A 14,742-nucleotide genomic window follows, 5' to 3' on the forward strand; every position below is an offset into this window, starting at 1 on the left:
GCGGAGACGTGTGTGGGGACCTCGACGGCGAACTCCTCCCCGGCCTTCGGACCGGAACCAATGATCCGGGTCGCCTTCGCTGAGGAGCCGACGGCGGCTACCTTACGCACCGAGCCGAAGGTCTGGACCAGGGCCGTCAGGTAGTACGGGCCCATGTCGAACAACGGGCCGGCGCCGTGCTGGAACAAGAACGCAGGGTTCGGGTGCCAGGACTCCGGGCCCGGCGTCTGGAACGTGGTCATCCCGGTCAACGGGGTGCCAATGTCCCCGCGCTCGATGATCCTCCGAGCGGTTTGCAGGCCCGCACCGAGGAAGGTGTCCGGCGCCGTGCCAAGCCGCATCCCCGCAGCGTCGGCTGCCTTCAACAGGCCCAGTCCAGACTCGCGGTCCAGGGAGAACGGCTTCTCCGTCCAGACGTGTTTGCCCGCGTTGACCGCCGCGGTGGCGACCTCGACGTGGGCTGCCGGGATGGTCAGGTTCACGATGATTTCGACGTCGGGATGGTACAGCGCCTTTTCCGGGCCGCCCCACCCGGGGACGCCGTACTCCTTGGCGCGTGCCTCGGCGGCGTCCTCGAAGAGGTCGGCGATGACCAGAACCTTCAGGTCCGGAAAAACCGTGAGGTTGTCCAGGTACGCCTTGCTGATGTTGCCTGCGCCGATGACGCCGACGCCCACCGGCCCCCGAAGGGAAGACGAGGTGGACGGACTGGATGCTGCGGGGATGCTCACGCGTTGGCTCCTTCGGTAGCGCCCGTACCGGCGCTGGCCGCGTTGCTGTTCAGGAAGGCCAGGCTCTGCGCGATGCCGTCGAAGATGTCGCCGGAGTAGTCATCGAATTCCACCACGCCAACTTCGAGGGATTGTGCCGCGGCGATCACCTCCAGGACCGGGACGTTGCCCTGCCCTGCTGCTTTTTGTGCCTTGTTGTCCTTGTTTATGGGACCGTCTTTGATGTGGATGAACTTCACCCTGTCGCCGAGCTTTGTGAGGATATCCACGGGGTCGTGGCCGCCCACGGCCACCCAGTAGGTATCCACCTCCAGGATTACCGCGGGATCGAGGTGCTCGGCGAGGTATTCCAGCGCCGTTCGCCCGTCAACAATGGACTCGAGTTCCCACTCATGGTTGTGATAACCCACGCGAATGCCATACTCGGCGCCCTTCTTCGCAGCGGCGTTGAGCTTGGCCGCAGTGGCCTGGATGGTTTCGGCGTTCTGCCATTGGTCCGCTGGCTGGTAAGGGTCAATGACGGTGCTGATGCCCAGTTCCTTCGCCGCGGTAAAAATTTCATCCTGGTCCTGGGACAGCAGCGGCGCATGGCCGGAGGGCGCCGTTAGGCCGTTGTCCTTCAGCGCGGCGCCGAGCTCCTTGGCCGTAGCGACGAAGTTGTAGGGCTCAACGTGGGTGAAGCCGATCTCCGCAACCTTCCTGAGAGTTGCGGGGAGGTCTTCGGAGATAGCATCCCGGAGGGTGTAGAGCTGAATTGAATAGGACATTGTTCTTCCTTTTGCGGGTCGTTCTGAAACATCGGGGTTAGCTGTTGTTCCGGGGAACCCCGGAAGCCTGTTTCGGCTGTTACGGGGCGTTCTTTCAGTCTTTTGATGTGCGGATTGCTGCCCCATCCCTTGACGGCTCCGTGCATAACGCAAGCGACGAGTTGCTTGCCGGGGATGAAGAACAGCACCAGCAACGGCACGACCGAGATGAGCACGCCCGACATGATGAGGGCGATGTCTTTGAAGAATCCGGTGTGCAGGAGTTGCAATGCGACAGCTCCAGCACGACCTGTCGGCCCATGCCGTTGCCGCCTCCCGTGACGACGAAGACCTTGTCGGTAACGTCCATGTTGTTCTCCTTTTGACCAGGTGGGGGTCCAAATACTTCAGGAAGAGGCGCCCGGAGCTTGCGGTTCCATCCACCGGCGGGGATTTCGCGGTGGTGGCCAGGGGCATCCAGACGCCGTCAACATTGTGTCGGCCGAGCACGGTGTCGCGTCAGGTGAAATCCCAAACGCCCGGCTTCGGTTGAATCTGTGCCCAGGAGAACAAGCCGACCGTGGCCATGGTGACTTCGGTTTGCTGCATGTGGCGTATGTCCTCGTGCAGGAGGACATACGCCACATCGGGGTTGTAATCCACGCCGTGGAAGATCACGGCATTCCTAATCCTTACTCAGGTTGGCCACGAGGGCGTCCTCTGTGTGAGTAGTAGGCGCCCGGCTCTGATCGGGCCTGCTGTCGAGTGAGAACTCGCGCAGGGTTGGGATGGTTTTTGATGCGCAGAGTTGAGAGAACCAGTGGGAGCTGAGTTTCGGGGTCCGCTGGAGGGTGTCGTAATCGACGTGAATGATGCCGAATCGCGGTCCGTATCCGGCGGCCCACTCGAAGTTGTCCAGGAGTGACCAGACCAGGTAGCCAACAACGTTGGCCCCGCGGTGGCGGGCGCGGTCAGTTGCCGTGACGTGTTCGATGAGGAAGCGGGTACGGTCAAAATCTAGGACAACGTTGTTGCCATTCAGCGAGGTGACGGTGTCGGGAAAAGCTGCTCCGTTTTCCATCACCATGATCGGCAAACCAGGATGTTGAGCAGAAAGTGCCACGAGGTGGTCTTCGAGGCCTTGGGGTTCAATCCCCCAGTCCATCCCGGTCCGCTCGAGGTCTCCTCGTCGAAGGAACTCAATTCTTTCCGAGCCCGGGAAGGCGGTGCCGCCGTCTTTTTCGGTTTCCGGGTCATAGGCGGGGTTCAGGCGCACATGCATGACTTCGTAATAGTTCACGCCCAGGAGATCGATCGGTTGATGACTGGTTTCCAAATCCCCGGGAAGGACGAAACTCCAGTCCGTGAATTTCCGTGTGTCGGCGAGAAGGTCGGCAGGGTACTGCCCGTTCAGCATGGGCCCGGTGAAGACGCGGTTCGCCACCGCGTCGAACAGGCGCGCAGCTTCTGCGTCTTCCGGGGTTTCAGCGGCTACGCGGAAGATGTTCAGCGCCACAGAGATTCGCGCGTCGATCCGGGTGATGGTTCGCCGGAGCGCTTTGACGGCAAGTCCATGCGAAAGGTTGAGGTGGTGCGCTGCGATGAGCGCATCTTCATGGCTTGTTCCACCGGGTGCAAACGCTCCACTGCCGTATCCGGAGAAGGAGTTGTTCCAAGGCTCGTTGTGGGTCGACCAGATATAGACGCGGTCACCGAGAGCAGCGCCCATGATCTCTGCGTACTTTTCGAAGGCGAAGGCGGTCTCGCGTTCGCGCCAGCCGCCGTACTTGTCTTCCAGCGCTTGTGGAAGGTCCCAGTGGTTGAGCGTTACGACCGGTTGGATTCCGCGCGCCAGCAGACTGTCAACGAGGCGTGAATAGAACTGTAGGCCCTCAGCGTTCACCTCGCCCTCACCGGTCGGCATGACACGGGACCACGAGATCGAAAACCGGTAAGCGGTTAGGTTCAGGGCCTCCATCAACCCGAGATCCTCCTCGACACGGTGGTAGTGGTCGGCGGCGACGTCTCCCGTGGCGCCCCCTTCGGTCTTCCCTGGAGTGTGGCTAAAGGTATCCCAAATGGAGGGGCCCCGTCCCCCTTCGGTTGCGCCGCCCTCAATCTGGTAGGCGGCGGTCGCGGCGCCAAGAATGAACGAGGGCGGTAAATCGATGTGTCCGGTATCGAGGAGACCGTGGTACATGGTCAGTCCTTTCGCGTCGGTGGTGTGACCGCGTTGGTTCCGATGCAGCGGCTGGTTCATGGCAAATCCGCGGTGAGGGTCAGAGACTTCGATTCAGTCAGGTATGCCCTGCTGTCCGTCACGTCCGCAGTTCCGCCGGTAACGTCCAGCAGAGTGCGCAGTGGGCGGTCGTCCGAAGACGCGCCGACTGAAATGGACATTGGGCCTGGCTCAACGATCCACCTGCCTTCAAGCGAGAGGTAGGCCAGGAGCGCCAGCTGCAGGGTGAAGACCAGTGTTGCTTCCTGGCCAGGCTCCAGCGTGATGCGCTGGAAGCCGGCAAGTTGAAGCGCAGGTCGTGAGATTCCGAGTGCTTCGTCCTCGACGTACAGCTGGACCACTTCGGTGCCGGTGCGGTTGCCGCTGTTGGTCACCGTGACCGTCGCCTCGACCTCTCCGTCCGTGGCGACTGATGGCGTGCTGAGGGCCAGTGCTGAGTACGTGAAGGAGGTGTAGGTAAGACCGTGCCCGAACGGAAACAGTGGTGTGGCGGCCTCATCGACATATCCGCCATGGTCGTCGCCTTCGCGGCGGCGGTAGCCGCTGCCGAATCGTTGGCTGGAGTGGATTGGTACCTGACCGCTTGATCGCGGCATGGTATACGGGAGTCGTCCTTGCGGCTCGCTGGCGCCGGTGAGAACGTCCGCGACGGCACGTGTGCCGAATTCGGAGCCAAAGTATCCGAGCACGAGCCCGTTCAGCTTTGGTTCGATGTCGCCCAACGCGAGGGGCCTGCCTGAGAAGAGGACGCCCACCATCGGTGTGTCCAGGGCGTGGAGCGCATCGACGAGTTTGCGCTGTGATTCGGGAAGTCGCAGATCGGAGGTGTCTGCGCCTTCGCCTTCGGTTCGCTCGGCGAAGAACCAGCGGGCCAGTCCGCCGAGTGCCAGGATGATGACGTCCGCGCCGCGTGCCGCGTCAACCGCGGCTGGGATTTTGTCGATGCCGCCGTCAACATCGCAACCTTCGGATACCGCTATCGTCGCGTTCGGCAGTGCGGTCCGCAGGGCCTCGCTGAGCGACACGGCGTCGTACTGGGCTTGTGCGTATTCGTCCTCGCCCATTGCCAGGAGGTCGCCGATCTCGCCTTCAACGTAGGAGTTATCGGGCTGGAATGTACTTTCATCCACTCCGACCATGGAGCTGGCTACTCCGCTGCGCAGAGCGCGGGTCAGGGCGATGAATGCGGGAAACGTATATGGTGCAAATGCGGTACCCACCGCATCGGCGTGAGGACCAATGATGGCTATGCGTTGTGCATTGCCGACGGGCAGGACACCGTCGTTCTTTAACAGCGTGACCGACTCGTGCGCCAGCCGCGACGAGAGCTCGCGGCCCTCCTTGGCAATTGACATCACCGTGACCTGATCGGTGGACACATACGGATTCTCGAACAGGCCGAGCTCGAACTTGTGAGTGAGGACCCGCAAGACCGCCTCATCTACAAGTGCCTCACTGATCTCCCCGTCCTGGATGGCGGAGATAAGGGCTTCCCCGTACCCGAAGGGAGCCGGTAACTCTACGTCAATGCCAGCGCGAAGTCCCAGCACCGCTGCTTCGCGCGCATTGCTCGCGGCCCGGTGGTGGACGACCAGGTTCTCGATTGATCCCCAGTCGGAGACCACTGTCCCCTCGAAGCCCAGTTCGTCCCGCAACAGGTGGCGGAATATCCGCGGGTCAGCCGCAGCGGGCACGCCATCCCAATCGGAGAGGGAATTCATGACCGAATCCAGGCCGGCCAGTGTGATGGCGGCAGCGAACGGACGCGCATAAACCTCCCGGAGCTCTCGCTCGCCTAGGGTCACGGACGCCATGTTTAGCCCTGCGTCACTCATCGCGTAACCAAGGAAATGCTTGCCAGTGGCAATCACCCCATCCTTCAGTGACGCTCCACGCAGGTTGCGGATGAACGAGACTCCAAAAGCGCTCACGAGGTGGGGATCCTCGCCATACGTCTCGTGTACTCGCCCCCACCTTGCATCTCTTGCAACGTCAAGGACCGGCGAAAGCGCGTGGTGGAAACCAACCGAGCGCATCTGCCGGCGTGTCAGGGCGGCCATCTCACCGACCCCTTCTGGATCCCACGTCGCCGCAAGGCCGATCCCTGTGGGGAACGAGGTAAATGACGGTGCGTTGACACCATTCAGTGCCTCGACGTGCATGATGGCGGGAATCCCCAGACGGGTATTCTCTACCAGGTATCGCTGAACCTCATTATTGAGCCGCGCGACCTCGGCAGCAGTCCGCGGGAATCCCCCCATATGGGGTTCCACGTACCCGATCCCATCACCGAGCTTGGTGGCGGCGATTCCGGGGCGAATGCCATCTGCGTCGAACAGCATCGTCGGCACCAGCGAAGATAGTTGTGCGACCTTCTCGGAGATTGTCATTCGTTTGATCAGATCGACGGCCCGTAAGCGCGCTTCCTCCACTTTTTGCTCCTAAAGTTTCTTGCTGTGTGGCTCACCGAGGTGGCCTCTCGCTTGGACGGTGATCAGCCCGAGGCATCTGCTGTCGTGGTGTGGCGGCCGGGCCGGTTGCCAACGTCGGGGAGGAGTCGCTACCGGCCGCCGACGTATCTACTTGGCCCGGACTTCAGCCCTTGACTCCGGAGGAGACGGTGGAGCGGACGAAGTAGCGCTGGGCGAAGAAGAAAATCGACAGGACGGGCAGGATGTACAGCACGGCAGCAGCGGCCTGCACGGTGGGAATGGTGTTTCCGTTAGGGTCCTGATACCACGCGGTGATGGCCACCGCGAGGGTCGTGTGGTCCGTGTCCAACAACAGTGCGGGTCCAATGTAATCGCCCCAGGTCCACGTGAACGACAGGAGGAACGAAGTGATCAGCACCGGGCGGGAGAGGGGAAGGAAGATCTGGACGAAGATTCTCAGCCAGCCGGCACCATCCATAATTGCCGCGTCTTCGAGTTCGCGCGGGAGCGACGAGAAGAACTGGCGGAAGAGGAACACCATATACGGTGATGCGGCCAGCCCCCACAAAATCCAGGGCCAGTAGGTGTTCACCAGCCCGATTTGCGAGAAGAGAACGTACGTTGGCAGCAGCGTCAGAATCTGCGGGATCATCATGGTTGAGAGCAGAACCAGGAACAGGGCCTTTTTCCCGGGGGCCCTTAGCCGGGCGAAACCGAAGCCGACCGTAGCGCTCGATATGGTGATCAGCACCGAATACGTTGTCGCGAGGAATAAAGAGTTGGCCGTGTAGGCCAGAAAGTCCATTTGGGTAACGGCGTCGACAAAGTTGTTCCATTGCGCCTTATCAGGCAGGACCTGGATCGGAAACGAGGCCCATTCAGCGGGTGTCTTCAGCGCCGCAAGTATCAGCCACAGGAATGGGCCGATAAAGAACACCGACAGGAGCAGGATCAAAATGTAGAGGATCGCCGGGGGCCGCTTGTCCTTCCGGACCTTTTCGGCTTTCCGGATATGTTTGGCCTCGGGTGCCAGCCCGGCGGGTGTTTCACGCTCGGTCGTGGTCATCTGGTTGCTCCTTCTTTCTCGGCTTCCGTGTCGACTTCGTAGTACACCCATGACTGGCTCGAGCGCAGGAAGAGCAACGTCAGACCGAGGATGATGAGGAAGAATATCCACAGCATTGCCGATCCGTAGCCGAAACGGTTGCTGAGGAAGAACTCCTTGTACACCTGCACCATGTACAGGTTGTTGCTGTCCGGCACCCCACTGACCTTCGAGATCCCGGCCGAGCTGGTCAGGAGCAGGGGCTGGATGAAGACCTGCAACGCCGCAATTACGCCCGTGATCACCTGGAAGAAGAGGATGGGCGAAATCATCGGTACTGTCACGTGCCGGAAGACAGACCATCGTCCCGCGCCGTCGATGGTGGCCGCTTCCTCGAGCTCGGCCGGAACGCCCTGAAGAGCGGCGAGCATGATGATCATGCCTGCGCCCAGACCCCAGAGCATCAGGATCACCAGAGCGTAGAAGGCGGTAGGGTCCAGAAGCCACGCGATCGGCTGGATGCCGACGACCCCCAGGATGGCGTTGAGGATTCCTGAATCCCTGTTGAAGACAAGCTTCCACATGATTGCCATGGCTACAACCGGGACGACTGAGGGCAGGAAGAACAGCGTCCTCCACAGTCCCAATGCCCTCAGCCGCCGGTTGATGATCATCGCCAGGCCAAGAGATCCGCCGATGGTCAGCGGGACAACGATGGCAGTGAAAAGCAACGTCCTCAGCAGCGCCATCCACGCCTCGCCGTCAGTAAACAGTTCGACGTAGTTATCCAGGCCAACCCACTTGAAGCGGGGAGAGCTGCCGTCGAAGTTGGTGAGGCTCACAAGCAACCCGAACACCATGGGCAACGCCGTCAGCAGCACGAAACCTATTACCCAGGGCCCGACGAATGCGTAGAACGCTTTCTTGGGGTAGCGGGACCACTTGCGTGCCATAACTAGTTAACCAATCTGCTTCTTGCCCTGCGCGAGGGCTTTGTTCAATTCATCCGTGAGCGCCGCGCATGCCTGATCAACGCTCATTTCACCCTTGATGGCTTTCTCGAGGTACGTCTTGAACGTGCTCTGCATCAGGTCCACGGAGATGTAGGGCGAATCGGGCAGGGGCTTCGCATACTGCAGTTCGTTCTGCGCGACCTGGTACGCCTGCTTCTGGAATGGAAGATCCTGCGGCAACTTATCGCTCAGCGACTTCAGCCCCGGAAGGCCCCAACCACTCGCGGCACGCTCCTTGGCCGGCGTGCCGGCCATGTAATACTCCATGAGCTTGAAAGCTGCATCCTTGTTCTTCGCCTTCTCCGGGATCCACCAACCCTGCCCGGAGAACGTCGGCGCGACGCGCGTGTCCCCCATTACAGGTGAAGGAGCCATCCGGACAGTCTGCAGCGCATCGGGGGCGGCGAAGTTGCCGCCATACCAATAGCCATCCTGACTGATCGCCATGCGCTGTGCGGCGAAGGTCGAGTAGTCAGAGCCGTCCGGAAGCGGGTTCAGGGACGTCGGGCCCACCCCTGATTTCCCGAAATCGACGTACCACTGGAAGGCGCGCTTGGCGGCAGCCGAGGTAAAGTCGATTTTGGTCAGGTCCTCGTTGTACAGCTGCCCACCTTGCTGCATTACCATCGCCGACATGGGCTGGGAGAGGGACCAGTCCCATTCGACGCCCAGTCCGAAGGTCCTCGTTGTTGTGCCCTCGGTGACAGTGAGCTTTTTGGCGATGTCCAGGAGGTTGTCGTAGCTGGTTGCCTCGGTGTCACTCAGGTAGGGGACGCCGGCTTTGTCGAAAAGGGCGGTGTTGTACCAGAGTGTCGAGTCCTGGCTCCAGTCTTTGACGATGCCGTAGAGGGGACCTTCGCCGCTCTTGGTGCCGTTCCAGCGGAAGCTGTTGTTGACGGGCTGAAGGTCGTCTTCCTTAAGCACCTCACTCTTCTTCAGGTATGGGGTGAGGTCCGTAGCCAATCCCCGCGCGTTGAAGTTGGCGCTGCCGACGGCGGCGCCGACAGTAATGTCGGGCGGGTTGCCCGAAGCAAGCATGGTGTTCAGTCGGGTCGCATCGAACAGAACCTGGTTGATCTTGATGCCAGGGTTGTTCTTCTCGAACTCGGCAACCTGTTCCGCGCTGAGATCCTTGGCTCCGACCATGACGGTCAAAGTGGTCTCCCCCGACTGGCTGCTGGCGCCACCGCCGCCGGCGGTGCACCCGGCAAGTAGGGCTGTTGCTGCAATGAACGAGCCTGCGACAAAGGTACGCCGCTTGAATGTTGCTGCTGGTTTGGGCATGTCTACCTCCTTGTGACATGGGGCGCCCGGAACCGGGTCGCCTTGGTGATCGTGATCATCATTACACGAAAACGGAACAGTTGCTACAATTTTGTTTAAGAAGTTTCAAAGGACCGGTGTTGTCCAAGGCGCCGGCGATAGTTAGTAAGGTCACTAGCATGAGTGAACAGAAGAGTCCCGGTGCCAGGGGCCCGTATGCGAAGTCGGCGCAGCGATCGAGTGACATCCTCGATGCCGCCGCCACTGTGTTCGCCACGAACGGCTACCATGGCGGTTCATTGCGGGACATCGCACGTGCCCTCAACCTGAGCCTTACCAGCATCGTCCACCATTTTGGGTCCAAGTACGAGCTTCTCGAGGCCGTGCTCGAGCGGGCCGACAGGACCACTTCTGGGAACGAGGAGTTCGACTTCGATGCCGTTTGCGCGGAGCGGGGGGTCGCGTCCGCCACATTGGAGCGGGTGGAGTCAAGCATCGAGCGGCCTGAACTGCTGCGCCTCTTCGCTATTCTGGCAGCGGAATCCTCCACCCCCACGCACCCTGCGCATGATTGGTTTGTCGCCCGTTACCGGCGCAAAACGGAAGAGCTTTCGGCCGCCTTCGCCTACGACCAGGCCGCAGGCAGAATCAACCCGGCCCGGGACCCACACACCCTCAGCCGCCTGCTCATTGGCACGTGGGACGGCATACAGCTGCAATGGCTCATCGACCCGACCGCCGACATGACCAGATCCATGAGGGCGTTCTTTGAATGGGCCCTTCCGGAATCGGTGAAGGATCTCCCCGGCGTTCCGGACCGACCTGCCGCCCGGTAACCTGCCCGATCCTTCTTTACCCCGCTCCAGTGCCGGGTGGTTAGTGCGGCCTTAGCGGAACCATAACTCCGAAAAATGTAACAGTCGTTCCAATTTCGTCGTAAGGTGGGCGATGTCGCTTGTGCTGTCGCGACGACATCGTGACCCCTCAACGAGGAGATCCTTCCATGAGCGGGCCGGAACCGGGCAGCGTGCGTGTGGATCGCCCGCACGGCTCGCAGGGGTAGTGGTGAGTTCGCTGCGGGACGGGTAGTGAAGTCCATTTCCACGATCACTACGGCAAAGACACTGCCGGACGTGCCCTCGCCTTCTCACTAAAAGCGCACTAACTCGCTCCGATCTCGGGGTTCGGCGCGTCTTCGCCGAAACGAAGAATCAAACCGCCCATCCAGGAGAGGATCCACATGACCCACTTAAATCTGGCAACAACACCTGACGGAATCCAGTACCGCGACCTGAACGGGAACGGGATCATGGACCCCTTTGAGGACCCGCGGAGAACACCCGAAGAGCGCACCGAAGACCTTCTCAACCGGCTCTCGTTAGACGAAAAAATCGGCCTCTTGTTTCAGACCGTCATCGAATCAGAACCAGGCGGCTCCTTGCTGGAGACAGCCGGGCACATCAGCAAATCACCAACCTCGGTAGTGGTTCTGGCGAAGAAGATGACCCACTTCAATGTCCACGGACTCGACGACGCACGCGAAGCCGCCCGGTGGAACAACGCCCTGCAAAAACTCGCAGCTCAAACGCCTCACGGAATTCCCGTCACAATCTCCACGGACCCTCGCCACGCATTCGCCGAAAACGTCGGCGTCGGATTTTCCGCAGGCCCGTTTTCGCAATGGCCGGAAGGGCTGGGCCTGGCCGCGATCGATGAACCTGAAACCACCCGCCAGTTCGCCGAGATCGCCCGCGCCGAATACACTGCGGTCGGAATCCGTGCTGCGCTTCACCCGCAAATCGACTTAGCCACCGAGCCCCGATGGGGGCGCCAACTGCAAACTTTCGGTTCCCGCCTCGATCGGGTCATAGTCCATACGGCCGCCTACCTGGATGGCTTCCAAGGCGCCACGCTCGGTCCCGGCAGCGTGTCCTGCACGACTAAACACTTCCCGGGCGGGGGACCGCAAAAGGACGGCGAGGACGCCCACTTCCCCTACGGCCGCGAACAGGTGTACCCGGGCGGCCGATTCGAAGACCATCTGGCACCTTTTAGGACTGCCATCGAGCATGACACCGCGGCAATCATGCCGTACTACGGGATGCCGGTGGGTCTTGAAATAAACGGGCAACCGGCGGAAGAAGTAGGTTTCGGCTACAACCGCCAGATACTTCAGGAACTCCTGCGCGAGGACCTCGGCTTTGAAGGTGTCATTGTGACGGACTGGGAACTCGTCAACGACAACGTTATTGGCGACCAGGTCCTACCCGCCCGGGCCTGGGGAGTAGAACACCTCGACGCCCGGGGCCGCATGTTGAAAATCCTTGAAGCAGGAGCGGACCAGTTCGGCGGCGAAGAATGCGTCGAAATTCTCCGCAGCCTGGTCGATGAAGGTCTCGTAGCGGAATCCCGGATCGACGCTTCGGCTCGACGACTGCTGCTGGTGAAGTTCCGGCTCGGGCTTTTCGACAACCCCTTCGTCGACGAAGATACAGCGGCCCGCGTCGTTGGCAGCCCGCAACACCGTGCCGCGGGCGAGCTGGCGCAATCACGCTCCGTTTGTGTCCTCGAGAACAAGCTCCACGGAACTGAACCGACCCTTCCCGTTGCACCGGGCCAACGTCTCTACATAGAGGGAATCGATCCCGCCATAGCCGGCACGCTCGGAACTATCGTCCCCACGCCGGAGGAAGCAGATCTAGCAATTATCAGAATCACTGCACCATTCGACGCCAGAGACGACCTTTTCCTCGAATCATTTTTTCACCAGGGAGGGCTCGAATTCCGGCCCGGCCTCATCTACCGATTGAACGCGATATCCTCCCGCATACCCCTGATCGTGGATGTCGCCCTTGACCGTGGCGCCATCCTTACCCCGATCTCAACGATCACATCCGCGCTCACGGCCAGTTTTGGAGTATCCGATTCTGCATTATCGCGGGTCCTCAGTGGCGAAATCACACCAGTCGGACGGCTGCCAATCGCACTGCCAATGGCAATGAACGACGTCCGGACCGTCGCTCCGGACACTGGCCTCGCAGCCGATAAATGTCTTTACCCGGCCGGACACAAAGCACCTCTGTAAACAGCTCCCTCGGGGCCACCCACCCGTTCACCCCGACGCCCCACCAGTCCAAGGGCTCTTGACCCCGGCTCCCCTGCAAACCGCTGGATGCTGCATCAAGCTTGGCCCACGTCCGCCGTAGCGCCCCTCGCTTCGCCTCGCACCGCCGCACTCGATGCGGTGAAAGGAACACATGGAAATCACGACCGGAGAGCTGGAACAGCCCGGCATGCTGGAGGTACAGGTCAAGGACGCCTCTGAGGTGGATAACGCTCTGGAAGAGGCGATATCCGTCGTGCAGAAGGCCGCACGCAAGCACCGGATAGGGATCCTCGTGACACGGATCGAGACGGGCAGATATATCGTGCGTGCTCATCCCGCTGTCCCCTTCGGGTTGATCCGCCAGCGACACGACGACGCCAGCAGATAGACCCCAAGGCAATCGGCATACCCGGAAAGCACGTCCGGAACACGGCTGCGCCGACCCCGACGACACAGACAATGGCGGGTTCACAGGTTCCGCGCTGAACCTCGGGAGGCAGATCAGGGGCCTCTTCCTCCGGATCGGGCCCCCTGACCCCCGCGCCTTGCGCAAGAACCCCACGCATGTCTTCAGCGCTTCAAATCAACGTGCGCAGGCAAGCAAACAAAAGAAATTGTTGCACCCGTCACAATTTCGGGTTACCTTTTCACCACCGAAGCAGAACTCGGTGCCGCCGCCTTACCGGGCCGCGGCGGAATAGCACGGCTGCCCCCACCCGGGGTCAGAAACCATCCCAGCGCACCGGAAGCTGGCTCGTATTTCGAGCAGTCACCTTGCGGCCGAACGCGCTGTTGGCAGTCACTTACTCGAAGGAATTCGCCCCAATGAAGACGCGAAAAACTCTAGCCATGCTCGCCACGGTCAGTCTTGGCCTGACGATGTCGGCATTCGCCAGCCAGGCTGCAACCGCCACGACGACGCCAAGCCCAACCTCAGACGCGCTTCCCGCAGTGGGGGCCGAGGGTGGCATAGGCTCGCTCCGGGAGGAGGCCGTGAAGGCTGGCCTCATCATCGGATCCGGTTCAATCAAGGGCATGACATCAACGGCCGATGGCCGGCCCTCGAACTACCTGGCAGAACCTCAGTTCGCGGAGGTGCTGGCCGAGCAGTTCAACAGCCTGTCCCCCGAGAACGACCTGAAGTGGCAATTCGTTGAGCCGCAAGAGGGCATCTTCGACTTCGAGGGCCTGGACCGACTGGCAGCCTTCGGTAAAGCGAACGACATGCAGGTCAAGGGCCACGGCCTGATCTCGGGTTGCTGCAACCCCGATTACCTTGTATCTAAGGTCAATGACCCTGTCGCGTTCCGCGCCGCCATGGTCAATCACTTCAATACGATCATGAAGCGCTACAAGAACAAGATGGACCGCTGGGACGTCGTAACCGAGGCGCTGGAGACGATGGGTGGGGGCCTTCAGCACAACGACTTCTACAACGCCCTCGGCCCAGGCTACATCGCAGACGCGTTCCGGATCGCCCATGATGCGGACCCGAAGGCCAAGCTGTTCCTGAACGAAAACCTTGTGGAATCACTCCCAGGGAAGCGGCAGGAACTGTACGACCTCGTTTCCGGTCTCGTTGCCGACGGGGTGCCGATCAACGGCGTGGCCTTGCAGATGCACGAAACACTCCAGGGGCCTCCGCCCGGAGCCATCACCGAGATGACCAACTTCTTCCACGGGCTGGGACTCGAAGTCTCCATCGCGGAACTGGACGTGCACACATACGACCCCGTCTCCCAAGCAAAGATCTACGGCAACATCGTCACTGAGGCGCTCAACGCCGGCATCAAGGAAATCAGCGTCTGGGGCTTCACGGACAAGCACCTCTACACATGGCTCCCGGGAGCGAAACCGTGCCTGTTCGACGAGAACTACAACCCCAAGCCGGCGTACTTCGCCGTTCGTGATGCCCTGCGGAACTACGTCGAGAAGACGGAACCACTCAAGTACCCGCTCGGCAAACTACCCAAGCAGCATGTCGGCAAACCCTCCAACACCAGCGACTTGCAACTGTAGTCCGAAAATGGACGCGGCAGCTGATTGTGCACCGGCCGCCCGGTGACACCCGTTGTGGTGCGTGGTCGCACTAACGCACCACAACGAGTGTCCTTCCTGCACAGCGGTAGAGCATCCAAGGGGTGACGGCGCCCGGGAAATCTCATCC

The 14,742-nt window shown here is 60.9% G+C and carries 12 protein-coding genes; 4 read left to right on the forward strand and 8 right to left on the reverse strand.

Going from position 1 to position 14,742, the window contains the following annotated elements; all coding sequences use genetic code 11:
• The 8 genes from ACFX4T_RS06400 to ACFX4T_RS06435 all read right to left on the reverse strand — a co-directional run.
• Positions 1–725, reverse strand: a 725-nt coding sequence (locus ACFX4T_RS06400; protein WP_377651341.1) for a Gfo/Idh/MocA family protein, incomplete at its 3' end; no start/stop codon positions are given.
• A gap of 2 nt (positions 726–727) precedes the next feature.
• Positions 728–1,498 (reverse strand): sugar phosphate isomerase/epimerase family protein, encoded by a 771-nt coding sequence (locus ACFX4T_RS06405; RefSeq protein ID WP_377651173.1) that lies wholly within the window; start codon positions 1,496–1,498, stop codon positions 728–730.
• Between the two features lie 498 nt (positions 1,499–1,996).
• Positions 1,997–2,155, reverse strand: coding sequence for a beta-galactosidase (locus tag ACFX4T_RS06410; RefSeq protein WP_223948834.1), 159 nt, complete (start codon positions 2,153–2,155; stop codon positions 1,997–1,999).
• Between the two features lie 7 nt (positions 2,156–2,162).
• On the reverse strand, positions 2,163–3,737 hold the full coding sequence (locus ACFX4T_RS06415) for a GH1 family beta-glucosidase (protein WP_377651174.1): 1,575 nt from the start codon (positions 3,735–3,737) through the stop codon (positions 2,163–2,165).
• A complete protein-coding gene (locus ACFX4T_RS06420) occupies positions 3,734–6,148 on the reverse strand; it encodes a glycoside hydrolase family 3 N-terminal domain-containing protein (RefSeq protein ID WP_377651175.1) in 2,415 nt (804 codons plus the stop codon). The genes ACFX4T_RS06415 and ACFX4T_RS06420 overlap by 4 nt, the downstream gene beginning before the upstream one ends.
• Positions 6,149–6,311: 163 nt before the next feature.
• Positions 6,312–7,214 carry a carbohydrate ABC transporter permease gene (locus ACFX4T_RS06425; protein WP_223948831.1) on the reverse strand — a complete coding sequence of 301 codons (903 nt, stop codon included), beginning with the start codon at positions 7,212–7,214 and terminating at the stop codon, positions 6,312–6,314.
• On the reverse strand, positions 7,211–8,146 hold the full coding sequence (locus ACFX4T_RS06430) for a carbohydrate ABC transporter permease (RefSeq protein WP_223948830.1): 936 nt from the start codon (positions 8,144–8,146) through the stop codon (positions 7,211–7,213). Before ACFX4T_RS06430 ends, ACFX4T_RS06425 begins: the two co-directional genes overlap by 4 nt.
• Positions 8,147–8,152: 6 nt before the next feature.
• On the reverse strand, positions 8,153–9,490 hold the full coding sequence (locus ACFX4T_RS06435) for a sugar ABC transporter substrate-binding protein (RefSeq protein WP_223948829.1): 1,338 nt from the start codon (positions 9,488–9,490) through the stop codon (positions 8,153–8,155).
• Between the two features lie 158 nt (positions 9,491–9,648).
• On the opposite strand from ACFX4T_RS06435, the gene ACFX4T_RS06440 reads away from it, so the two are divergent.
• The 4 genes from ACFX4T_RS06440 (at position 9,649) to ACFX4T_RS06455 (ending at position 14,594) form a co-directional block, all read left to right on the forward strand.
• Positions 9,649–10,305, forward strand: coding sequence for a TetR/AcrR family transcriptional regulator (locus ACFX4T_RS06440; RefSeq protein ID WP_223948828.1), 657 nt, complete (start codon positions 9,649–9,651; stop codon positions 10,303–10,305).
• A gap of 404 nt (positions 10,306–10,709) precedes the next feature.
• Entirely contained in the window at positions 10,710–12,554 is a 1,845-nt protein-coding gene (locus ACFX4T_RS06445; RefSeq protein ID WP_223948827.1) for a glycoside hydrolase family 3 protein, read from the forward strand.
• Positions 12,555–12,726: 172 nt separating this feature from the next.
• Complete coding sequence (locus ACFX4T_RS06450; RefSeq protein WP_223948826.1) at positions 12,727–12,963, forward strand: hypothetical protein; 237 nt, start codon at positions 12,727–12,729, stop codon at positions 12,961–12,963.
• Between the two features lie 437 nt (positions 12,964–13,400).
• On the forward strand, positions 13,401–14,594 hold the full coding sequence (locus ACFX4T_RS06455; RefSeq protein ID WP_223948825.1) for an endo-1,4-beta-xylanase: 1,194 nt from the start codon (positions 13,401–13,403) through the stop codon (positions 14,592–14,594).
• Positions 14,595–14,742 lie beyond the last annotated feature (148 nt).

Origin of the sequence: Paenarthrobacter sp. YIM B13468, assembly GCF_042788025.1 — a bacterium.
GTDB lineage: Bacteria > Actinomycetota > Actinomycetes > Actinomycetales > Micrococcaceae > Arthrobacter > Arthrobacter aromaticivorans.

What these genes read in the sequence shown, in the direction of transcription:
- ACFX4T_RS06450 (WP_223948826.1), top strand. Translation starts at nt 12,727, where the DNA reads ATGGAAATCACGACCGGAGAGCTGGAACAGCCCGGCATGCTGGAGGTA.
- ACFX4T_RS06440 (WP_223948828.1), top strand. Translation starts at nt 9,649, where the DNA reads ATGAGTGAACAGAAGAGTCCCGGTGCCAGGGGCCCGTATGCGAAGTCG.
- ACFX4T_RS06425 (WP_223948831.1), bottom strand. Translation starts at nt 7,214, where the DNA reads ATGACCACGACCGAGCGTGAAACACCCGCCGGGCTGGCACCCGAGGCC.
- ACFX4T_RS06430 (WP_223948830.1), bottom strand. Translation starts at nt 8,146, where the DNA reads ATGGCACGCAAGTGGTCCCGCTACCCCAAGAAAGCGTTCTACGCATTC.
- ACFX4T_RS06435 (WP_223948829.1), bottom strand. Translation starts at nt 9,490, where the DNA reads ATGCCCAAACCAGCAGCAACATTCAAGCGGCGTACCTTTGTCGCAGGC.
- ACFX4T_RS06415 (WP_377651174.1), bottom strand. Translation starts at nt 3,737, where the DNA reads ATGAACCAGCCGCTGCATCGGAACCAACGCGGTCACACCACCGACGCG.
- ACFX4T_RS06405 (WP_377651173.1), bottom strand. Translation starts at nt 1,498, where the DNA reads ATGTCCTATTCAATTCAGCTCTACACCCTCCGGGATGCTATCTCCGAA.
- ACFX4T_RS06455 (WP_223948825.1), top strand. Translation starts at nt 13,401, where the DNA reads ATGAAGACGCGAAAAACTCTAGCCATGCTCGCCACGGTCAGTCTTGGC.
- ACFX4T_RS06445 (WP_223948827.1), top strand. Translation starts at nt 10,710, where the DNA reads ATGACCCACTTAAATCTGGCAACAACACCTGACGGAATCCAGTACCGC.